Genomic DNA, 20,819 nt, shown 5'->3' with positions numbered 1-20,819 from the left:
AGGATAAGAAAGAAAGCGCCGCAGCCGCAGCCGCCGGTCAGGCGCTGTCGCGGATGACGATGCCCAGCGCGGTCAGTTCTGCGTGCTTCAGGGCGATCTTGGCGGCATCATCGACGCTGCCATCGTAGAAGAGGGCGTCCCGCGACAGGATCGCCGGGCCACGCGCGAGCAGGATGCCGGTGGCTTCCGCCAGCCGCGTATCGACCGGATAGAGCAGGATGCCGACGGCGGTTTCCGCGCCATCGCTGCCGCCATGGCTGGCGAAGGTATATTGGCCGCTGACGGTGATACGGCCCAGAACCGCCCCGGCGGGGTATTCGGTGCCTTCGGCCAGTGTCACGGTCTCGCGGGTATAGTTGGGGTTCAGCTCATATTTGAGCGCATCGCCCATGCTGGGCGGCTGGATCAGGACGGGCATTGTGGTCTCCGGGATGTCAGGGGATCAGCGCTGGGCGCTGTCGGCGGATTTGCGGACGGCGGCGACGAGCGGGCTCGGCTTGTTCGTGGGCGCGGGTGCGCTGGCCAGAATGCCGCTGGCGTCGCTTCTGGCCGCGAGGCTGTCGAGGATCTGGCCGCGCAGCGCATCAGGGCTCACCCCGCGCCGGACCGCATCGGCGGCGTCCAGGGTGACACCCAGCTTGGCCGCCTGCGCGCAGATCGAGGCCACTTCGGCGGCCTCGGCGCGGATGGCCTCGGCATCGGTCGGAGCCACAGGCGCTTTGGCGCTGGGCGGTTCCGCCGTCGGCGCGCTCGGTTGGTCCTGCGTGGCGGCTTGCGGGTGTTGCTGGTCCGGTGTCCGGGCATCTTCATCCGTCTGATCACTCATGATCATCTCCTGCTTGGGGTGGGGTGGTGAAAGGGTCGGGGATTTCGTCGGTCGCCCGACCGGCAATGCCGGGCCGCTGAGGCTGTCGGCAAAGGCGCGAAAGGCGGCGCGGGGATCGGCCACGGCATCCGCCAGACCGGCCTCGACAGCCGCCGCGCCACGGAAGACCGCGGCTTCGGTGGCCAGCGCCGCGTCATTGGACATCCGGGCACCGCGCCCGGCGGCAACGGTCTCGGCGAAGAGCATCCGCAGATCCTCCAGCTCGGCTTGCAGCCGGTCGCGGATGCCTTCGGGCAGGGCGGCATAGGGATTGCCATCGGCTTTTTGGGCCCCGGCATGGATCAGCGTCACCGCCACGCCCTTCTGGGCCAGCATGCCGGACAGGTCGGTATGCATGGTGATGACACCGATACTGCCCGCCGCCCCGGTACGCGGCAGGGTGATGCGGGTCGCCTGCGAGGCCAGTGCATAACCGGCCGAGAGCGCATGTTCAGCGAGGATAGCGTGGACGGGTTTTGCATTCCGCGCGGCGCGGATCCGGTCGGCCAGATCGAAAGCCCCAGCCACCTCGCCGCCAAAGCTGTCGATCTCCAGCGCGATGCCACGAATGGCAGGATCGCTGACGGCGGCGTCAATCTGCGCGGCAAGCCCTTCATAGGAGGTCAGGCCAGAACTCTGCCCGATCCAGGCGCCGCGATGAACCAGCGTTCCGGCAATGGCGATGACCGCCACGCCATCGATGACCGGGAAGGGCGCATCGGTGTCTTCACCATGGTGCGGGGCGAGGTCGCCGCCGATCAGCGAGGCGCGGGCGGTTCGCCGGGTGCCAATCAGATCGGGTTCGGCAATGGTCGCGCCGTCAAACCTGATCTCCTGTCCTGTGATGCGCGGACCGAGGCCGGAGAGAAAGGCCAGTGCCTTGGTGGGGGCGATCATCAGCGGCGTGTCGAAGGCGCGCTGGGCGATCTGGGCGTGATGCATCAGCGGTTCCCCTTGGGTTTGGCATCGTAGTCGTCGGTCTCATCGGCATCTGGGTCGTCGTCGCGGTCGTCTTTGGTCCCAGCCTCGCCATCAACCTCACCCTTCGGCCCCTGCGCGGGCGAGCCCGGCCTCCTGAAGTCGAGGCCCAGCGCCGCCTCGCGCTTGCGCTCGGCCGCGATTTCGCGGTCGACCTGTTCGGCATCAAAACCACGCTCGGAGATGGCCTGGCTGCGGGATTTGAGACCGGCCTCGATCTGCAGGATCTCGGCCGAGGCATCCTTCATCGGATCGACCCAGTCCCAGCGAGTCGGCAGCCAGCTGACCGCCTGATAGCTGCGCCGGTCGCGATCATAGCCGGGCAGGTCGATGGCACCCGCCAGCACCGCCAGATCCAGCCAGCGCTGCCAGACCGGGCGACAGAGCTGATGGACGATGACGCTGTGCTGGATCGCCGAGACCCGGCGCCGGAAGTCCAGCAGCGCCACGCGGGTATTGGAAAAGTTGCCGCGCGCCGCATCGCCGGTCAGATAGGGATAGGGAATGCCCAGCGCCGCCGCGATCTGCAGCAAGGTCCGATATTGAAACGGCTCATAGGTCGACCCGGAATCCGGGGTGGCGGGGGTCGAGACATCCTCGCCCGGATCGAGACGGACCACCTGACCGGGTTCGACCTCCAGATCCTCTTCGGCCGGTTCCAGCGGGGTTTCCGGGGCGGGCGAGGTGATGAACATCGCGAACATCGCCGCGGTCTTCTTCCGCTCCAGCTCGGCATCGTCGTAGAGATCCAGCGTGAACAGCTTTACAATTGCAGGCGCGAAACGCGACACGCCGCGCAGCTGACCGGCCTCGACCGGGTCCAGCACATGGACGATTTCCGAGGCAGGCACACCCACAGTCTCGCCCACCAGCCCCGGATCGGTCATATCGCCCGGGTGGCAGCGGAGCAGGTGATAGGCCACGCGGCGCCCGATGCCGTCGAATTCGATGCCAGCCCGAATGGTCCCGCCGCCCGGTAATTCCCGATTCAGATCCATCGGCAGCATTTCCGAGGGCAGCATCTGCAGCTGCAGCGGCACCGATAGCCTGTCCTCGGGTCGGCGCGGCCGCAGGCGCAGAAACACCTCGCCCGCGAGAAACAGTTCGCGGGCGGCACGGCGCTGCAACCCGTAGAAATCGGTCAGACCTTCGGCATCGGCCTCATCCGTCCAGAGGAGCCAGAGTTTCTGCAGTGCTTCCTTCTGCGCCGCATCTGCAATCGATGAAGAGGGCTTGATCCCGTCACCGATGACATTGCTGGCGAAGGCTTCCACCGCCCCGGATGCATAGCCGTTGTTCCGCGCCAGCCAGCGGGCGCGGGCCGTGATGGTTTCGCCCGCGCCTGCGATCAGCGTGTTCACATGGGCGCGGCTGGCGCGGAATCCGCGCAGGCGTCGATGAGACTGCGCGGCATCGAACCCGCCGATGATCGCGCCGACCGACACGCCGCGCGCCATTAGATCGTTCTGGAACGTGGCGTCCAGCCCGTGCCGGGCGCAGAGCGTCATGATGGTGCTGACGCGGTTGCGTTCTTAGGCGCGCATGGCGGTGCAAATGCGGCCGAGCGTGCTGTCGCGTGCGGCCTGCCACTCGAAGGTCGCCTGCACACCCTCCGGCCCGGAACTCTCGATCCGGGGGCGCGGCAGGTAGACGGCATGCACGGTGAAGGCGAAGCTCTCGCCTGAAGGCGGGGCATAGGAGAAATCCAGCTCGCAGGCCTCGCAATCCATAGCTTGTGTCACCAGTGCGCTGTCGGCGAACCGGACCTCAATCGATCCGGTCAGGGCGGCAATGGACGGATCGGCGCTATCGACGCGGCCATCGCCGCGGATGGTCTCGATCCGGTCGAGATTGTTGGCATAGCCCAGCAGCTCCGAGTTCAACAGCGGCTGCTCCGCCCCGAGCGTGGTGCTGGCGAAGGGCATCTTGGTGAAGCCGTCCACCGGCGGCGTGCCATAGACAGTCTCGAACGCCAGCGCCATCTGCGCCCGCGCCCCCCAGGCCCGTGCCATCGTGTTCTCCTCGATTTTAGGGTGGTTCAGCCGAGCGGATCGGCGGAGGTGTAGTGCAGGACGTCGGGGATCACCGCCGCCTTCAGGCTGGCCGCACCCTCGACGGGAAGATCAACCGGGCGCGGCGCTTCCGCCTCGACCCAGTCGCAGAACCCGCCCAGTGCCTCGGTCCGAGGCGATGGTGGTGCCGATGCTGGCGCAGAGCGCATCAAAGGCGGCATCACGGTCAACGCCCTGAACCACCGCCTCGATCTTGGCGCGGTGCTGACAATGATAGCGCATGGGCGACAATGTCATTTCGGGCTCGTTCGGTTCGCCATCGCGCAGGATCAAGAGGCCATCGGTTGGAACGCGCTCGGGCAGGGCGTTCCCGCGCAGGGCAGTGGTGGGCAGCGGCGAAAGTCGCTCGTGTAGCGCTGCGAGGATTGTTTCGCGGGTGGAGGACATTGATTCCGATTTCAGCTTGGGGTGAACGGTAAGCCCGATACCAGCATTTGCAATTTATCAAGCTTGTCGCTGCCTTAGTGCATCGACGATCAGCCGAAACACCGGCAAGCTCTGGCGGCGTGTCGGGTAGTAGAGGAAATAGCCATCGAAGTAGGGTGACCAGTCGTCAAGCACCAGTTGCAGCGCGCCCGAGGCGACGTGATCGTCGGCCAGACTGTTCGGCACGAAGGCGACGCCCATCCCGCTGAGTGCTGCATCCATCATCGCGTAGGAATTGTTGAAGGTCAGTTGGCCCTCCACGCGGACATTCAGTTCCTGTCCGTCCTTCTCGAATTCCCAAGGATACAGCCCGCCGCGGCTTTCGTGGCGCATGTTGATGCAATTGTGCCTCAGAAGATCCTGCGGGTGTTCCGGCACGCCATGTTCTGCGAAATAGCCGGGTGAGGCGACGGCGACCATCCGCCAGTCCGGGCCGATGCGCACAGCGATCATGTCCTTTTCGACACTTTCGCCCAGCCTGACACCGGCATCGAACCCGTCCTCGACAATATTGCGGAAACTGCTGTCGAGGCTGAATTCCACGCTGACATCAGGATGGTCAACCAGAACCGGTTTCAGCTTCGGCCAGACGACGGTTTCCAGCGCGTGATCCGACAACGTCAACCGGATCGAACCCGAGGGCTTGTCGCGGAACTCCATCAGCGCCGCGATCTCGTCCTCGATCTCGGTCAGGCGCGGTGCGACGGTGGCCAGCAGGCGCTCGCCCGCCGGGGTTGGGGCGACGCTGCGCGTGGTCCGTGTCAGCAGGCGGATCCCCATATTGGTTTCCAACCGCTTGATCGTATGGCTCAGCGTCGATTGCGCCACGCCGATCCGGGCGGCGGCGCGGGTAAAGTTGCGTTCCTCGGCAACGATGCGGAACCACATCAGATCGTTGAAATCGGTCTTTGACATTGGGCGATCATTAATCGACCGTATCGATTAGTCCATGCAATTTCGCATGGCTAATCAGATTGGCGTGCTGCCTCTATCTTCTGCCCAACCCAGAGAAGACGGAGATCAGCCATGACCGACGCGGCCTTTGCCCATACCAGATCCAACGCCCAATGGGGCGCTGTTCTGTCCATGTCCCTTTGCGTGGCGCTGCTGATCGCGTCGGAATTCATGCCGGTAAGCTTGCTGACGCCGATGGCTGCAGGTCTGGATGCCAGCGAAGGCGCGACCGGGCAGGCCATTTCGGTCAGCGGCTTGTTCGCCTTGGCCGCAAGCCTGCTGATCACAACGGCGGCAGGTCAGTTCAACCGCAAATGGGTGCTGATTGCACTGACCGCGTTGATCCTGGCATCCCTTGTCATGGTCGCCATGGCTCGGAATTTCGCCGTTCTTATCATTGCGCGCGCCGTTCTGGGCATCTGCATCGGTGGCTTCTGGGCCCTGGCGACGGCCGTGATGATGCGGCTGGTGCCGTCTGGGGATGTGCCCAAGGCCCTGTCGATCATGTATGGCGGGCAGGCCATCGCCGCAGCCTTTGCCGCGCCGTTGGGGGCCTATCTTGGCGATATCTTCGGCTGGCGCGTGGTGTTCTGGGCGCTGACTCCGCTGGTGGCACTGAACCTGATCTGGCACCTGATCGCGCTGCCGTCGCTGCCTGCGCGTGGCCGCCGGAATTTCGGTGCCCTGATCGAGGTCCTGCGCCGCCCCTATTTCCTGCGCGGGCTGATCGCTGCGATGCTCAGCTGGGGCGCGGCCTTCACCATGTTCACCTATCTGCGCCCGTTTCTGGAGCAGGTGACCGGCGTCGATGCGACACTGCTGCCAATTCTGCTGCTTGTCCTTGGTGTCGCCGGTTTTGCCGGAACCTGGGCTGCGGGCCGCTTTGTCGGCGATGGCGTCGAGCGGCTTTTGAAACTGCCCGCTCTGGTGATGGGCGGCGTCACGCTGGCGCTGATCCTCACCGGCAGTTCGACCCTCGCAGTGGGCATTCTGCTGGCCATCTGGGGTGCGATGAACACGGCATTGTCGGTGATCTTCATGACCTGGATGTCGCAGAACGTCGATGACCAAGCCGAGGCGGGTGGCAGCCTGATGGTCGCTGCGATCCAGGGCTCGATCCTGCTGGGGGCCGTTATTGGCGGGCTGCTGCTGGATGCCTTTTCCATCACCGCAACCTTTGCGGGCGCTATTGCCCTCGCTGCCGCCGCCGTGGCGCTGATCGGCAACGGGCAGCGAATGCTGAAACCGGCGAACTGAATCAGACCTGAAAGGGACACTGTTATGACGACCCAACTTCACGAAGAAACGAACGCCCCGAAAGCTGGCCGAAAATTCGGTCGCCGCGCGCTTCTGAAAATGACCGGCGCAAGTGTTGCCGCCATCGGTGCGGCTTCGATTATCAACACATCAACAGCAAAGGCGCAGACCATGACACAGGAATGGGACAAGGTTTTCCCGCAAAGCGACCGCGTTGATCATGAAAAGGTCAGCTTCACCAACCGATACGGGATCACGCTGACAGGCGATCTTTACCTGCCCAAGGATCGGACGGCGGGCGCGACGCCAGCCCTCGCCGTCAGCGGCCCTTTTGGGGCTGTCAAAGAACAATCCTCGGGCCTTTACGCGCAGACCATGGCCGAACGCGGCTTTGTCGCACTGGCCTTCGATCCGTCCTTTACCGGCGAAAGCGGGGGCGAGCCGCGCAATGTCGCCTCGCCCGACATCAATACCGAGGACTTCATGGCCGCCGTTGACTATCTGGGCCTGCATGAAGCGGTGGATCGGGAACGAATCGGCGTGATCGGCATCTGTGGTTGGGGCGGCATGGCCTTGAACGCGGTCGCGGTCGACAAGCGCGTCAAGGCAGTCGTGGCCAGCACGATGTATGACATGACCCGGGTCATGTCGCGTGGCTACAACGACAGCGTGACCCCAGAGCAGCGGGCCGAAACGCTGGAAACCCTGAGCCGTCAGCGTTGGGATGATGCAGCGAATGGCTCGCCAGCCTATCAGCCCGCATACAACACCGAAGTTGCATCCGACGCGCCGCAATTCATGGCCGACTATCACGACTACTACATGACGCCGCGTGGCTATCACCCGCGCGCGGTCAATTCGGGCAATGCGTGGACAGTGACGACGCCGCTGAGTTTCATGAACATGCCGATCCTCAGCTATATCGCCGAAATCTCGCCACGCCCGGTGCTGCTGATCCACGGCGAAAATGCCCATTCGCGCTATTTCAGCGAAACTGCCTATGAGGCAGCGGCTGAGCCAAAGGAACTGCTGATCGTGCCCGGCGCCAATCACACCGATCTTTACGACAAGGTCGATGTGATCCCCTTCGACCGGATCGAAAGCTTTTTTGGCGACAATCTCGTTTGATCAGACCGCGGCCGGGGCGATGAACGCCGGCCGCGATCCTTGAGTTCTCTCTTTGCCAAGAAAGGACCTGATATGCTGACCATGACCCGGCGCAACGTCATCGCGGCTGCCGCGACCTTGCTTGCCGGCCGCCCCATCCTTGCCCAGACCGAGCCCACGCCCATGCGCGTCCGCTGCACATTTGCCAATCAGGAATTCACCGTCGCGTTGCAGGACAGCGCCACGACGCGCGATTTCGTCTCAATGCTGCCACTGGATCTGACGATCAGCGACTTTTCCACCAATGAGAAGATCGCTCACTTGCCGCGCCGGTTGGATGAAGGCGGGCTGGTCGACTACACCGACGAAGCCCCCGGCGATCTGTGCTACTTCCGTGGCTGGGGCAATCTCGCCTTCTTCCACGACAGCTACAGCTATCGCGGCGACCTGATCCGGCTGGGAAGGATCGAGGGCCGCATCGATCCCTTGCTCGTAAATGGTGAGTTTCCGCTGCGGATCGAATTGATCTCCTGATCAGTCAGTTAGCAATTTTCCCCTCGACCCACTTCCCGACGATCCGCCCCGGCACCGCATCCTCCGCCTGTTCTGCCTCCCGCGCCAGATCCAGTCGCTTCGGCAGCCTGACCTGCGACACCAGCAGGAAGATCGGCACGGTAGTCCACCCGCGCCCGGTCTTCGATCTGCACGGCAACGCCCGGCCGGGAATCGGGGAGGTCGCTGACCCGGATATCCGCCGTCAGGGTCTCCGACAGGATGCGGGCAGATCCGAATTCGGTGATCCGGTCCGGCGCGCGGCGGATCAGGCGGATCAGGCGGATCGGCCGTTCTTCGGATGGGCCACCCGCGATCCAGACAGCGGCTAGCCCCATGTCTGGATGGCCGAAGATGCGGTCCATGGCGGCGCTGAAGGCGTTCATCAGTTCGAGCTGTGCAGCCGGATCGCCAGGCGCGGGCACTTGTTCACCGGCAGGATCGAGGACTCGGCCATCAGCTCCGATGGCTCGGCAAGCCGGGTCAGTTCCGCGCGGAAGCTCTCGACCTCGGTCTCACGGGTCCTGAGGAGCGAGAGTAGTGCTTCGTCGGGCTTTTCGCCCTGAGGGCGGGCGGTCCAGGATGGGCGCTGGCTCCCTGATTAACCGCCTGCGGAGCCATGCCGTGAAGCATCATTCCTCTCGGTCTTGCCCCATCATGCTTGTTGCCGACGCCGCCATAGCATCCGCCATACTCTCGTAAAGGTCGGCGAAGCTTTCGATACGATCTCGCGGTGCGGCTTCCGTATCCGGCATGCTCGTGCTGATGCCGCGCATGGCGTTGGCGGCCTCAGTCGCGCTGCGTGCCCATTCAGAAAGAAGTTGAGGGAAGACTTCGGGGGCGACGCGGAAATGGTCCTGACGTTCGCCGGGCTTTCGGACCCGCTCGATGACGTGCCAGTCGGCCAGCATCCGCGTGTTGGTGCTGATCGAACCACGGCTGACCTGAAGGTCCTGCGCCAGCTCTGAAAACGACATCTCGCGGCCATCGAAAATCAGCACGCCAAGAATCCGGGCGGCGATGGGGGTCAGTCCCGACAGAGGGGCCAACTGTTCCATCAAAATCAGGAACTGGTGGCGGCTGTCCATGTCATATCTCCTTCGAAGGGGGTTGTGGCGGGCATTGACAGGCCCTATCTAATCGTTCAATTTGAATTGAACAATATCGCACCGCCTGTAACCGCGAGAACGAACAACACCATGCCCTGCTTTTCCCTCCGCCGGCGTGCCGACGGGACCGGCCCTGTTTGGCCTGTGATCCGCGGCTTCGCAAGAGCCTCGCGCCCGGCATGACGGGGCGCATCAGTGTGGGCATCTCTCAGAACAAGGACATCGAAAATGGCCTCTAGGGGTATGAAAATCGCAGCCGCGCTGTTGCTTGGCGGTGCCGTTCTGGCGGGCGTCGTGCTGTATGGCGACCAGGATGAGGTTGCCATCGAGCCGGCCTCGGTTGCGGCGCAACCTGCTGCACCGGCGGCGCGCGAACTGGCCGCCGTGGATCTGTTCACCGTCGCGCCGAAAACTCTGCGCGATCTGGTGAATGTCAGCGGCGAGCTGCGCGAAGTCGACAGGGCAGTGGTCAAGGCGCGTGTTTCCGGCAGCGTGACCGCGGTGCTGGTGCGCCCCGGTCAGGCCGTTCAGCAGGGCGATGTCCTGCTGCGTTTTGACCGTGAGGATCTGGCGGCCGAGCTGCGCAAGGCCGAAGCCCAGCTGAGCGCTACGGAAGCCCGCAACCTGCAGGCCGAACAGAACCTGTCCAAGTCGCGCGCCCTGCGCGATCGGCGTGTGGCCTCGCTGTCGGCGTTGGAAAACGCGGAAAACGAAGCCGCCTCTGCCCAGGCCGATGTCACCGCCGCTGAGGCGCAGGTCGAAACCGCCCGCAATGCGCTGACCCATGCCGAGGTCAGGGCGCCGATGGCTGGCACCGTCGCCACCCGCAGCGTTGAGATCGGCGAGACTGTCGCGAATGGCAGCGATCTGATGACCATCGTCGACAGCACCGCCTTCGAGGCTGAAGTGCTGGTCGCCACCCGCGACGTGACCCGCCTTGCGGTGGGCCAGAAGGCGGAATTGACCATTGACGGCCTGCCCGGCCGCAGCCTGACCGCCGAGGTCCAGCTGATCAGCCCGGCGGCGAATGAAGGCACGCGTTTCGTGCCGGTCTTTCTGCGCCTTGACCCGACCGATGCGCGGTTGTTTGGCGGCATGTTCGCCTCGGGCACCATCACGGTGCGTGAAAAGCCCGATGCCATCGCAATTCCCGACAGCGCGCAGCGGCGCGACAGCGATCAACCCTATGTGCTGATTGTGACGGATGGCCGCCTGCAGCGCCGCGACATTGCCATCGGCGATAGCTGGGGGCGCGAAATCGAGGTGACCGAAGGCTTGTCGGGCGGCGACAGTGTGTTGCGCGCGCCTATCGCCGGGCTGGTCGAGGGCGCGCAGGTGTCGGCCCCGAAGCTGGGGGGCTGACCCATGTTCCTGACGAAGCTTGCCGTCAGTCAGCCGGTTCTGACCACCATGATGATGGTGGCTCTGCTGGTCTTTGGCCTTGTCAGCCTGACCCGGATCAATGTGGACCTGTATCCGAAATTCGAATTCCCGGTCGTCACCGTCACCACCGTTTATCCCGGCGCCACCCCCGATACGGTCGAGACCGAAATCTCGCGTCCGATCGAAGAGGCGCTGAATTCGATCAGCGGTCTGGATAAGGTCAGCTCGACCTCTTACGAGGGGCAGTCGGTCGTGACGGCGCAGTTCAAACTGGATGTCGACGGCTTGTCGGCGGCGCAGGACGTGCGTGACCGGGTGTCGCCCTTGGAAGGCGAGTTTCCCGAAGCGGTCAAGAAGCCTGTCATCCAGCGCTTCAACCCCAACGATACGCCGGTGCTGTCGGTCGCGCTCAGCACCACGACCCTGTCGCTGGCCGAACTGACAACGATTGCCGAACAGCGCATCGTCAAATCGCTGAACACCGTGTCGGGCGTGGGCCGGGCGCAGCTGATCGGCGGGCAAAGCCGCCAGATCGACATCCGCATCAACGAAGCCAGCCTGCGCGCCCTTGATGTCGGCGCCAATGAGGTGGTCGAGGCGCTGAAATCGGGCAACCAGAACCTGCCGGCGGGTTCAGTTATCGACGATCTCAGCGAAAGCCTGATTCAGGTGCAGGGCCGGATCGACCAGCCCGACGATCTGCTGGACATGGTCGTCGCTCGGCGCGGTGGCGCGCCGATCTATCTGCGCGACGTGGCCAGCGTGACCGATGGCGCGGCCGATCCCGACACCCGCGCGATCTATAACGGCGATACTGCGCTGGCAATCGACATCACCAAGATTCAGGACGCCAACACGGTCGAGGTGACAGATGCCGTCAAGGCCCGGCTGGACAGCATGGGGCCCGAATTTCAGCGCCTGGGCATCGCGGTGGAAATCGTCACCGACGGCTCGATCCCGGTCAACGAATCCGTCCACGAGGTGCGCAATACGCTGATCGAAGGGGCGGCGCTGGCAATCATCATCGTCTTTCTGTTCCTGAATTCATGGCGCAGCACGGTCATCACCGCGCTGACCCTGCCCATCGCGATCATCGGCACCATCGCCGTCATCAGCCTGCTGGGCATTACCCTGAACATGATGAGCCTGATGGCGCTGACCCTGTCCATCGGCATCCTGATCGACGACGCCATCGTCGTGCGCGAAAACATCACCCGCCACCTGCACATGGGCAAGTCACACGAAGACGCCGCTGTCGACGGCACCAACGAAATCGGCCTTGCCGTGCTGGCCACGACCGCCACCATCGTCGCCGTCTTCATGCCCGTGGCGCTGATGAGCGGGCTGGTCGGGCAGTTCTTCTTTCAGTTCGGCATGACCGTCTCGGCGGCGGTCATCATTTCGCTGTTCGTCAGCTTCACGCTGGACCCGATGCTGTCCAGCGTCTGGTATGACCCGGATTCCCAGCCCGATGTGAAGCGCGGCTTCATTGGCCGTCTGGTCGCCCGCTTCGATGCGCTGTTCGAACGCATGGCTCATGCCTATAAGCATGTCATCGCATGGGTGCTGCGGCACCGCCTCATCACGCTGATGGCGACGGTGCTGACCTTTGTAGGCAGCATTGCCATGGTGCCGATGGTCGGGGCGGAGTTCGTCTCGGCCGCCGATGAGGGCCGCATCAACCTGACGGTGGAAACGCCGGTCGGCTCCTCGCTGGATTACACCACCGCCAAGCTGGAACAGGTCGAGGCCGCGCTGATCGAATTCCCCGAGGTGCGGTCGGTCTATACCACCATCAATACCGGCAACGCCCTGGGCAAGAACAAGGCCAATGTCATCGTCGAGCTGGTCGCGGCCGAGGATCGGGATCGCACCCCGGTCGATCTGGGTGATCCCATCCGCGACCGGCTGGCGCGGATCGCGGGCTTGCGCGCCTATATCCTGCCCGGCGGGCTGGAGGGCGGTCAAAGCCGCATCCAGTTGAGCGTGTTGGGCGAGGATCAGCAGGCCATCGAGGCCGCAGCCGCGAAGCTGCTGAAAGGCATCGACGAGATCCCCAGCGTGGTCGATCTGCGCAGCTCCTCCGAAGCGCCGACGGGCATCATCTCGCTGCGGATGAAGCGCGATGCGGCAAGCGATCTGGGCATCGACGTGCTGCGGATGGGCACGGTGCTGAACACATTGGTGGGCGGCGAAAAGGTCACCAAATGGACCGACCGCACCGGCGAGACCTATGACGTGATCCTGCGCCTGCCGCTGGCGGCGCGTGTCGATATCGACACCCTGCGTGATTTGACAATCAGCACCGGCAAGACCGATGACAAGGGCGCGCCGGTCATGGTGCGGCTGGATCAGGTGGCGGATTTCGTGCCCTCGACCACCGCGTCCGAGATCCGGCGCCTGAACCGCAGCCGCGAGGTGCTGATCTCGGCCGATGTGCAGGGGCGGGCCTTGGGCGATGTGACGGCGGACATTACCGCCCTGATCGCCAAGACCGATCTGCCCGCTGGCGTGCGCGTCGACATCGGCGGATCGGCCAAGGATCTGGAAGAAACGGGGGCCGAGATGATCACCGCGCTGATCCTGGCGGTGGTGCTGATCTATATGGTCCTCGCCTCGCAATTCGCCAGTTTCCTCCAACCCATCGCGATCATGGCCGCCATGCCGCTGTCGCTGATCGGCGTCATTCTGGGGCTTATGGTGGCGGGTAGCACGCTGAACATGTTTTCAATGATCGGGTTCATCATGCTGATGGGTCTGGTGACCAAGAACGGCATCCTGCTGGTCGACTTCGCCAATCAGGAACGCAAGCGCGGCCTGCCTTTGACCGAGGCGCTGATCAGTGCCGGCGTCGTGCGGTTCCGGCCGATCATCATGACGACGCTGGCGATGATCGTGGGCATGATCCCCTTGGCCCTCGCCACGACCGGCGGCGGTGCGCAACGCGCGCCGATGGCCCATGCGGTGATTGGCGGCCTGATCAGTTCCACCGTGCTCACGCTGGTCGTGGTGCCGGTGATCCTGTCCTATATCGACAGCTTCACGCGCTTCATCCAGCCGTGGTTGCCCAAGGCCCCCGAAGATCACGGCCATGGCGCAAAGACCGAGGCGGCGCCCGCCCCGCAGCCGGACGCCGTTGCGCAGGTCCAGCATGATGCCCTCGGCCCTGATGTGGGGCGGCCGCCGCCCGCGTCATGGCGCAAGAAACTGGGCCTGACGCTGCTGGGCGTGGTCGTGCTGTACTGGATCGCCTTCCCGATCGTTCCTTTCCTGGACGTCCCTTACAAGGCGGCCATCATTCCCGGCATGATCGTCCTGGGGGAAGGGCTGACCCTGATCGTGATCGCCCTGCTGGGCCGCGAATATTGGGACAGCATCAAAGCATGGGTGCTGGGGTTGTTTTCGCGCCGGACAAAGACTGTTCATACCACGGAAAGCCAGACCGATGCCCAATAAACGACCTTATACCGGCTTTGGCGGCAGTCACCCTCGGGGGCGGCAGGACCGGGAACCACCGAAGCCGCCTTGGATGTCTGTTCGTTCCGGTTCTGCTGGCGCTTCTGTCTGCATGCGGCGCGAACCCAGTGCCGATGTGTTGCATCCAGTAGCCTCATTGACGCAGGCGGGAAACGCCCAACTCACTGCAAACGTGATCGATGCAGGCCCGGCGGCGAGCGGGGCTCAGAAGTTTCCCTTTGCCGCCTCCGTCAGGATCGGCTTGTCCAGCGTCAGGTCCGATACCGCACGTTGAAGCCGCTCATTCTCCTGCTGCAGGCGCGTCAGTTCCTTCAACTGATCCACACCCATCCCGTCATATTGCTTGCGCCAGCGGTAATAGGAGTGCTCGACAATGCCGATCTTACTGATCGCGTCCGGAGGGGACATGCCTTGCCCCATCAGAACCTCGACTTGCCGTAACTTCGAGACGACCTCTTCCGGCTTCGGTCGCTTGTTTGCCATGCTTGATCCTCCGTTTCCTCATAATAATGGCGGACCACGTCAACGGGGGAGGATCATCTTCCCACCGGCTGGGATCAGACATCGAAGCGCAGGTGGCAGAATGGAGCGTGGGAACGCTTCGCGACCGGGTTCGCGGCGGATCAGCCGATATTCAGCGCCAGATCGGCCGCCAGCGTCAGCAGGCGTGTCAGCGTCGTCTCGCGCTGGACGGCATGGGTGTCGCCGGGATGTTCGATATAGGCGCAGGTGATCGTTGCGACGGCTTCGCCCGCGGGGCCGAAGACCGGGGCGCTCAGGTCGGTGACGCCGACGGCCTGACGCGACGGGCCGATGCGATAGCCGCGCGCGCGGACTTCGGCCAAATGGGGGGCGGCGCCCTCAAGTTGCTGGGCCGCGCCGGACACGCCCCAGAGGCCAAGCGTTTCCTGCACGCGGTCGGGATGCTGGAAGGCCAGCAGCGTCAGGCCAGAGCCGGTGGTGAACAGGTCCAGCTGCGCGCCGACGCGGGCGCGGAATTCCCAGTGATCGACCGGGCTGGCCTGCGCCACGATGATGCCGTGACCCTGTTCCGGCACGACCAGATGGCAGGATTGCCGCAGTTCACCGGCGAAATCGTCCATCATCGGCTGCGCCTGCGCGATCAGCCGGCGCAGCGGCGGGTGGCCGTTCCCGAGCAGGAACAGCTTCATGGTCAGCGCATAGCGGTCGCCGCCGTCCAACCGGCAGACATAGCCGCGCGCCACCAGCCGCTCCAGCATCCGGTAGATCTGCGAGGCGTTGAGACCCAGTTCCTTGACGATCTCGGTCCGCGTCAACCCGCGCGCCTGCGTGGACAGAACCTCAAGAATATCAAGGCCTTTGTCGAGCGCCGGGGCGCGGTAACGCTCCTCTGCCGAGGCCATGTCGGTGATTGTGTTCCTGCTCTGCTGATCCATCCTTCCCTCCGCCAGTGACTGGGCAATCTACCCGCCGCACGGGTTCGCGCGCAAGTTTATGCTTGCATATCATTTCATATATGCAAAGATCATTCATATACGAAATGCTGCGACCGGATGGGGGAGATCTGATGCGGCTTCAAGGCAAGATGATTCTGATCACGGCGGCCGGGCAGGGCATCGGCCGGGCCAGCGCGCTGGCCTGTGCGGCCGAGGGTGCGAAGGTGATCGCGACCGACCGCGATGCGGCGCTGCTGGAAGGGCTGTCGCAGCATGGCATCGAAACCGCCACGCTGGACGTGACCGATCCCGCCGCCATCACCGGCATTGCCGGGCGCGTCGGGCCGCTCGACGGGTTGTTCAACTGCGCGGGCTTCGTCCATCACGGCACCATTCTGGAGGTTTCGGACGCGGATTGGGCGTTCAGCATGGACCTGAACGTGACCTCGATGCTGCGGCTGACGCGGGCCTGCCTGCCGGGGATGCTGGAACGCGCGGCAGAAACCGGCACGGCCTCGATCCTGAACATGGCCTCGATGGCGTCCTCCATCAAAGGCTTCGTGAACCGCACCGCCTATGGGGCGACCAAGGCGGCGGTGATCGGGCTGACCAAGGCGGTCGCCGCCGATTTCGTGAAGCAGGGCCTGCGCTGCAACGCGCTGTGCCCAGGCACGGTCGACACGCCCAGCCTGCGCGGGCGAATCGCCGCCGCCGCCGATCCGGTGCAGGCGGAAAAGGACTTCATCGCCCGCCAGCCGATGGGCCGGCTGGCCACGGTCGAGGATATCACCCCGCTGGTCGTCTATCTTCTGTCGGATGAAAGCCGCTTCGTCACCGGGCAGGCCGTGCTGGTCGACGGCGGCGTGACTATCTGATCGCAGCCGGGGAGGGGCCGCGTTGGATATCATCGACGCACATTGCCATTTCTGGCGGCTGGACCGTGGCGATTACGGCTGGCTGGCGGGTGAGGGGGGGCCGCTTGCCCCGATCCGCCGCGATTTCCTGCCGCAAGATTATCCGGGCGAGGGGCGGCTGATCGTCGTGCAGGCCGCGCCAACGCTGGCCGAGACGGATTTCCTGCTGGACCTGGCCAAGGACGATCCGCGCATCGCGGGTGTGGTCGGCTGGGCCGATCTCTCTGATCCTGCTGCGCCCGAGGCCTTGGCCGAACGCGCCGCCGATCCCGCCTTCAAGGGCGTCCGCCCGATGTTGCAGGACATCGCGGAGACCGACTGGCTGATCGAACGGGCGCGGCCCGAGGCGATCGCAGCATTGATCCGGCTGGATCTGCGTTTCGATGCGCTGGTGACGGCGCGGCATCTGCCGATGCTGGCCCGTTTCGCGCAAAAATACCCCGATCTGCCGCTTGTCATCGACCACGCCGCAAAAATGCAGCCTCGCGGCGTCGATGACTGGCGGCAGGGGATGCAGGCCCTGGCAGCGATTCCGCATCTGCGGTGCAAGCTGTCGGGCCTGCTAACCGAATTGACCCCGGAAGGGTTGGCCGCGCCGCTGGACGCGCTGCGCCCGGTGGTCGCCGATCTCCTGGACTGGTTCGGACCGGAGCGGCTGATCTGGGGCAGCGACTGGCCGGTCGTGACGCTGGCCGCAGGCTATGCCGAGTGGCGCGACCTGACGGCGGAGCTGCTGGCCGGGCTGACCGAGGCCGAGCGTGCGGCGATCATGGGCGGCAATGCCGCCCTTTTCTATGGGGTTGGCGATGCCTGAACTGGTCCGCATGGAAGGCATAGACAAGCATTTCCCCGGCGTTCATGCATTGAAATCGGTCAGTTTCGATCTGCGCGCGGGCGAGGTTCACGCGCTGATGGGCGAGAACGGGGCCGGGAAATCGACGCTGATGAAATGCCTGTCGGGCGTCTATCAGCCCGATGGCGGCCGCATTCTGATCGACGGGGCCGAGGTCAGCCTGCCCAGCCCCAAGGCGGCGCAGGATCTGGGCATCGGCATCATCCATCAGGAACTGGCGCTGATGGCCGATCTGAATGTCGCGCAGAACATCTGGATCGGGCGCGAGCCGCGCCTGACCTTCGGCCGCATCGACGAACGCCGCCAGAACGCAGATGCCGCCGCGATCTTTCAGGGCATGAACGTGGCTATGGACCCGCGCGCACCGGTGTCGTCCCTGACCATCGCCCGCCAGCAGATGGTCGAGATCGCAAAGGCGCTGTCCTATCGCTCGCGCGTCCTGATCATGGACGAGCCGACCGCGGCGCTGAACGACAGCGAGATCGCGGAACTGTTCACCATCATCCGCAAGCTGCGCGCCGAGGGCGTCGGCATCATCTATATCAGCCACAAGATGGACGAGATCAAACGCATCTCGGACCGGGTGACGGTGATGCGCGATGGCGCCTATGTCGGCACGGTCGAGGCGGCGGAAACGCCGATCAGCCGCATCATCTCGATGATGGTTGGGCGCGAACTCAGCGACGAAACCGTCACCGTTCCCGACCTGAGCGCCGCCGAAACCGCGCTGGAGGTGCGTCACCTGAGCCGGGGCCGCGAACTCAAGGACATCAGCTTTGCGCTGAAAAAGGGCGAAGTCTTGGGCTTTGCCGGGCTGATGGGGGCGGGGCGCACCGAACTCGCCCGCGCCATCTTCGGCGCCGAGCCGCCCGATCATGGCGAGATCATCGTTCACGGCCAGCATGTCACCATTCGCACCCCGTCCGACGCCGTGGCCGCCGGAATCGGCTATCTGTCCGAGGACCGCAAGCATTACGGCCTCGCCCTTGGCATGGATGTGCGCGCCAATATCGCGCTGGCCAGCATGGAGCGCTATACCGACCGGCTGGGCCGCATCGATGAGCCGCGCCTGCGCGACATCGCCCGCGACTATATCGCCAGCCTGAAGATCCGCACCCCGCATGACCGGCAGGAGGTGAGGCTGCTGTCCGGCGGCAATCAGCAGAAGGTCGTCATCGCCAAATGGCTTTTGCGCGACTGCGACATCCTGATCTTCGACGAACCGACGCGCGGCATCGACGTGGGCGCGAAGGCGGAAATCTACCGCCTGCTGGGCGATCTGGCCGCCGAGGGCAAGGCGATCATCGTGATTTCCAGCGAATTGCCGGAAATCCTGCGCCTGTCGCACCGCATCGCCGTGATGTGCGAGGGGCGGCTGACCGGCATCCTGCCCGGTGGCGCTGGGCAGGAGGAAATCATGGCATTGGCCACCGAACGCGAGGGGATGACGGTTCAATGAGCGTGACCGAGGACAAGCTGGCCGAACGGCGCGCCCTGCGCGGGGCGGCGCAACAGAAGCTGCTGGCCTTCGCCAGCCTGATCGTTCTGGTGATCGGCTTTTCGCTGGCCAGCCCGAATTTCTTTCAGGTTTCCAACATCATGGCGATCCTGCAGGCGGCATCCGTGAACGGCGTGCTGGCGGTGGGCGTCACCCTGATCATCATCACCGGGGGCATCGACCTGTCGATCGGCACGCTGATGACCTTCTGCGCGGTAATGACAGGGGTGGTGCTGACATGGCTCGGGATGCCGCTGATCCTTGGCGTCGTCGCCTCCATTGCCACTGGCGCGCTTTGCGGACTGATCTCGGGCACCTTCGTTGCCAAGATGAAGATCCCGCCCTTCATCGCCACGCTGGGCATGATGCTGATCCTGAAGGGGCTGTCGCTGATCGTGACCGGCACCAAGCCGATCTATTTCAACGACACGCCGGGCTTCACGCTGATCTCGCAGGGCTCGCTGATCGGGGCGATCTTTCCGGCCTTCCCGGTGCCGAACGGGGTGCTGATCCTGTTTCTGGTCGCCGGGGTGACGGCATGGATCCTGTCGCGCACGGTGCTGGGCCGCTATACCTTCGCGCTCGGGTCCAACGAAGAAGCCGTGCGCCTGTCGGGCGTCAACACCGATGCGTGGAAGATGGCGATTTATGCGCTGGCGGGCGGCATCGTCGGCATTGCCGGTCTGCTGATCGCCAGCCGCCTGAACTCGGCCCAGCCGGCGCTCGGCCTCGGCTATGAGCTGGAGGCGATTGCGGCCGTGGTCATCGGCGGCACCAGCCTGTCGGGCGGGCGCGGCACCATCCTCGGCACGCTGATCGGGGCGCTGATCATGTCGGTCCTGACCAACGGGCTGCGCGTGCTGTCGGTGGCCCCTGAATGGCAGACCGTGGTGACCGGCGCGATCATCATCATCGCCGTCTATGCCGACCAGTTGCGGCGGCGGGCGGCAAGCTGATTACCAAAGACGTGAGCACAAAGGGAGGAAACCAGATGTTCACCAGAAGAACCCTGATGGGCGCCGTTGCCGCGCTGTCGCTGGCCAGCATGGCCGGAGGCGCCTTCGCGCAGGACAAGATGTATATCCCGCTGATCTCGAAAGGGTTTCAGCACCAGTTCTGGCAGGCGGTCAAGGCCGGGGCCGACAAGGCCGGGCAGGAGCTTGATGTCAACGTGAGTTTCGAAGGCCCGGATAACGAAACCCAGGTGGACAAGCAGCTGGACATGCTGTCCGCCGCGCTGGCGAACAAGCCCGCCGCCATCGGTTTCGCCGCGCTGGACAGTCAGGCCGCGATCCCGCTGCTGAAACAGGCGCAGGAGGCGAATATCCCGGTCATCGCCTTTGACTCGGGCGTGGACAGCGACATTCCGCTGGCCACCGCCGCGACCGATAACGTCGCCGCCGCCGCGCTCGCCGCCGACAAGATGGCGGAACTGATCGGCGGCAAGGGCAAGGTCGCCGTGGTCGCCCATGACCAGACCTCGCGCACCGGCGTCGACCGGCGCGACGGCTTCGTCAACCGCATCAAGGAAGCCTATCCCGATATCGAGGTCGTGGCCGTGGAATATGGCGGCGGCGATCACCTGAAATCGACCGAGATCACCAAGGCGCTGCTGACCGCGCACCCTGACCTGAACGGGATTTTCGGCACCAATGAAGGCAGCGCCATCGGCGTGGTGAACGGCGTGCGCGAGGCGGGCACCCAAGGCATCACCATCGTCGGCTATGACAGCGGCAAGGCCCAGACCGACGCGATCCGTGACGGGCTGATGGCCGGTGCGATCACCCAGAACCCGGTCGGCATCGGCTATGAGACAGTGAAAGCCGCCGTCGCCGCCGCCAAGGGCGAGCCGGTCGAGAAGACCATCGACACCGGTTTCTACTGGTATGACAAGACCAATATCGACAACCCGGAAATCGCCGCGGTCCTTTACGACTGACCGGTCCTGACATGGCG

Annotated in this window: 18 protein-coding genes and 2 pseudogenes; 10 read left to right on the top strand and 10 right to left on the bottom strand. The window is 64.4% G+C overall.

Going from position 1 to position 20,819, the window contains the following annotated elements:
* Window positions 1-37: 37 nt before the first annotated feature.
* The 6 genes and pseudogenes from H1S04_RS16920 to H1S04_RS16895 form a co-directional block, all read right to left on the bottom strand.
* Window positions 38-418 (bottom strand): head decoration protein, encoded by a 381-nt coding sequence (locus tag H1S04_RS16920; protein WP_181746681.1) that lies wholly within the window; start codon window positions 416-418, stop codon window positions 38-40.
* Between the two features lie 24 nt (window positions 419-442).
* Window positions 443-1,807: a S49 family peptidase gene (locus H1S04_RS16915; RefSeq protein WP_181746680.1), complete on the bottom strand. Its 1,365-nt coding sequence runs from the start codon at window positions 1,805-1,807 to the stop codon at window positions 443-445.
* Entirely contained in the window at window positions 1,807-3,300 is a 1,494-nt protein-coding gene (locus H1S04_RS16910) for a phage portal protein (RefSeq protein WP_181746743.1), read from the bottom strand. The genes H1S04_RS16915 and H1S04_RS16910 overlap by 1 nt, the downstream gene beginning before the upstream one ends.
* A 75-nt stretch (window positions 3,301-3,375) precedes the next feature.
* A complete protein-coding gene (locus tag H1S04_RS16905) occupies window positions 3,376-3,855 on the bottom strand; it encodes a phage tail tube protein (protein ID WP_181746679.1) in 480 nt (159 codons plus the stop codon).
* A gap of 26 nt (window positions 3,856-3,881) precedes the next feature.
* Window positions 3,882-4,302 (bottom strand): annotated as a pseudogene (locus H1S04_RS16900) (acyl-CoA transferase).
* A gap of 57 nt (window positions 4,303-4,359) precedes the next feature.
* The gene (locus tag H1S04_RS16895; protein ID WP_181746678.1) at window positions 4,360-5,256 is read right to left on the bottom strand and encodes a LysR family transcriptional regulator; all 897 of its coding nucleotides are present in this window, start codon (window positions 5,254-5,256) and stop codon (window positions 4,360-4,362) included.
* 111 nt (window positions 5,257-5,367) lie between these two features.
* On the opposite strand from H1S04_RS16895, the gene H1S04_RS16890 reads away from it, so the two are divergent.
* The 3 genes from H1S04_RS16890 to H1S04_RS16880 all read left to right on the top strand — a co-directional run bounded on the left by H1S04_RS16890 (window position 5,368) and on the right by H1S04_RS16880 (window position 8,193).
* A complete protein-coding gene (locus H1S04_RS16890) occupies window positions 5,368-6,552 on the top strand; it encodes an MFS transporter (protein WP_181746677.1) in 1,185 nt (394 codons plus the stop codon).
* A gap of 171 nt (window positions 6,553-6,723) precedes the next feature.
* Window positions 6,724-7,680, top strand: a complete 957-nt coding sequence (locus H1S04_RS16885) for an alpha/beta hydrolase (RefSeq protein ID WP_255435663.1) — start codon at window positions 6,724-6,726, stop codon at window positions 7,678-7,680.
* A 72-nt stretch (window positions 7,681-7,752) separates the two neighbouring features.
* Window positions 7,753-8,193 carry a cyclophilin-like fold protein gene (locus H1S04_RS16880; protein WP_255435662.1) on the top strand — a complete coding sequence of 147 codons (441 nt, stop codon included), beginning with the start codon at window positions 7,753-7,755 and terminating at the stop codon, window positions 8,191-8,193.
* A 4-nt stretch (window positions 8,194-8,197) separates the two neighbouring features.
* Here the strand turns inward: H1S04_RS16880 and H1S04_RS18995 are convergent, their stop codons facing one another.
* Together H1S04_RS18995 and H1S04_RS16870 are read right to left on the bottom strand one after the other, a co-directional pair.
* Window positions 8,198-8,314, bottom strand: a complete 117-nt coding sequence (locus H1S04_RS18995) for a hypothetical protein (protein ID WP_370470486.1) — start codon at window positions 8,312-8,314, stop codon at window positions 8,198-8,200.
* 529 nt (window positions 8,315-8,843) lie between these two features.
* A complete protein-coding gene (locus H1S04_RS16870; RefSeq protein WP_181746674.1) occupies window positions 8,844-9,299 on the bottom strand; it encodes a GbsR/MarR family transcriptional regulator in 456 nt (151 codons plus the stop codon).
* 264 nt (window positions 9,300-9,563) lie between these two features.
* Between H1S04_RS16870 and H1S04_RS16865 the strand changes: the two genes are divergently transcribed.
* Together H1S04_RS16865 and H1S04_RS16860 are read left to right on the top strand one after the other, a co-directional pair.
* Window positions 9,564-10,682: an efflux RND transporter periplasmic adaptor subunit gene (locus tag H1S04_RS16865; protein WP_181746673.1), complete on the top strand. Its 1,119-nt coding sequence runs from the start codon at window positions 9,564-9,566 to the stop codon at window positions 10,680-10,682.
* 3 nt (window positions 10,683-10,685) lie between these two features.
* Window positions 10,686-14,159 carry an efflux RND transporter permease subunit gene (locus H1S04_RS16860; protein ID WP_181746672.1) on the top strand — a complete coding sequence of 1,158 codons (3,474 nt, stop codon included), beginning with the start codon at window positions 10,686-10,688 and terminating at the stop codon, window positions 14,157-14,159.
* Between the two features lie 160 nt (window positions 14,160-14,319).
* Here H1S04_RS16860 and H1S04_RS16855 read toward each other — a convergent pair.
* Both H1S04_RS16855 and H1S04_RS16850 read right to left on the bottom strand, forming a co-directional pair.
* Window positions 14,320-14,663: pseudogene (locus H1S04_RS16855) on the bottom strand (transposase); the annotation flags it as partial.
* Between the two features lie 140 nt (window positions 14,664-14,803).
* Window positions 14,804-15,598, bottom strand: a complete 795-nt coding sequence (locus H1S04_RS16850; RefSeq protein ID WP_181746671.1) for an IclR family transcriptional regulator — start codon at window positions 15,596-15,598, stop codon at window positions 14,804-14,806.
* 131 nt (window positions 15,599-15,729) lie between these two features.
* On the opposite strand from H1S04_RS16850, the gene H1S04_RS16845 reads away from it, so the two are divergent.
* From H1S04_RS16845 to H1S04_RS16825, 5 genes are read left to right on the top strand one after another with little or no spacing between them, the layout of a single operon-like run.
* Window positions 15,730-16,473: an SDR family oxidoreductase gene (locus H1S04_RS16845; protein ID WP_181746670.1), complete on the top strand. Its 744-nt coding sequence runs from the start codon at window positions 15,730-15,732 to the stop codon at window positions 16,471-16,473.
* Window positions 16,474-16,495: 22 nt separating this feature from the next.
* Window positions 16,496-17,326 (top strand): amidohydrolase, encoded by an 831-nt coding sequence (locus H1S04_RS16840; protein WP_181746669.1) that lies wholly within the window; start codon window positions 16,496-16,498, stop codon window positions 17,324-17,326.
* Entirely contained in the window at window positions 17,319-18,824 is a 1,506-nt protein-coding gene (locus tag H1S04_RS16835; protein ID WP_181746668.1) for a sugar ABC transporter ATP-binding protein, read from the top strand. Before H1S04_RS16840 ends, H1S04_RS16835 begins: the two co-directional genes overlap by 8 nt.
* Window positions 18,821-19,819 (top strand): ABC transporter permease, encoded by a 999-nt coding sequence (locus H1S04_RS16830; protein WP_181746667.1) that lies wholly within the window; start codon window positions 18,821-18,823, stop codon window positions 19,817-19,819. Before H1S04_RS16835 ends, H1S04_RS16830 begins: the two co-directional genes overlap by 4 nt.
* 35 nt (window positions 19,820-19,854) lie before the next feature.
* Window positions 19,855-20,802, top strand: coding sequence for an ABC transporter substrate-binding protein (locus H1S04_RS16825; protein ID WP_181746666.1), 948 nt, complete (start codon window positions 19,855-19,857; stop codon window positions 20,800-20,802).
* Window positions 20,803-20,819: the final 17 nt, after the last annotated feature.

This window comes from Paracoccus sp. S1E-3, assembly GCF_013868135.1.
In the GTDB taxonomy this organism is placed as follows: Bacteria; Pseudomonadota; Alphaproteobacteria; order Rhodobacterales; family Rhodobacteraceae; genus Paracoccus.
This window is presented reverse-complemented; position numbering and strand designations above follow the sequence as displayed.

Coding starts and splice junctions, on each gene's coding strand:
- H1S04_RS16915 (WP_181746680.1), bottom strand. CDS start 1,807: ATGCATCACGCCCAGATCGCCCAGCGCGCCTTCGACACGCCGCTGATG.
- H1S04_RS16845 (WP_181746670.1), top strand. CDS start 15,730: ATGCGGCTTCAAGGCAAGATGATTCTGATCACGGCGGCCGGGCAGGGC.
- H1S04_RS16850 (WP_181746671.1), bottom strand. CDS start 15,598: ATGGATCAGCAGAGCAGGAACACAATCACCGACATGGCCTCGGCAGAG.
- H1S04_RS16905 (WP_181746679.1), bottom strand. CDS start 3,855: ATGGCACGGGCCTGGGGGGCGCGGGCGCAGATGGCGCTGGCGTTCGAG.
- H1S04_RS16830 (WP_181746667.1), top strand. CDS start 18,821: ATGAGCGTGACCGAGGACAAGCTGGCCGAACGGCGCGCCCTGCGCGGG.
- H1S04_RS16890 (WP_181746677.1), top strand. CDS start 5,368: ATGACCGACGCGGCCTTTGCCCATACCAGATCCAACGCCCAATGGGGC.
- H1S04_RS16870 (WP_181746674.1), bottom strand. CDS start 9,299: ATGGACAGCCGCCACCAGTTCCTGATTTTGATGGAACAGTTGGCCCCT.
- H1S04_RS16825 (WP_181746666.1), top strand. CDS start 19,855: ATGTTCACCAGAAGAACCCTGATGGGCGCCGTTGCCGCGCTGTCGCTG.
- H1S04_RS16920 (WP_181746681.1), bottom strand. CDS start 418: ATGCCCGTCCTGATCCAGCCGCCCAGCATGGGCGATGCGCTCAAATAT.
- H1S04_RS16895 (WP_181746678.1), bottom strand. CDS start 5,256: ATGTCAAAGACCGATTTCAACGATCTGATGTGGTTCCGCATCGTTGCC.
- H1S04_RS16865 (WP_181746673.1), top strand. CDS start 9,564: ATGAAAATCGCAGCCGCGCTGTTGCTTGGCGGTGCCGTTCTGGCGGGC.
- H1S04_RS16910 (WP_181746743.1), bottom strand. CDS start 3,300: ATGGCGCGCGGCGTGTCGGTCGGCGCGATCATCGGCGGGTTCGATGCC.
- H1S04_RS16880 (WP_255435662.1), top strand. CDS start 7,753: ATGCTGACCATGACCCGGCGCAACGTCATCGCGGCTGCCGCGACCTTG.
- H1S04_RS16860 (WP_181746672.1), top strand. CDS start 10,686: ATGTTCCTGACGAAGCTTGCCGTCAGTCAGCCGGTTCTGACCACCATG.
- H1S04_RS16835 (WP_181746668.1), top strand. CDS start 17,319: ATGCCTGAACTGGTCCGCATGGAAGGCATAGACAAGCATTTCCCCGGC.
- H1S04_RS16885 (WP_255435663.1), top strand. CDS start 6,724: ATGACACAGGAATGGGACAAGGTTTTCCCGCAAAGCGACCGCGTTGAT.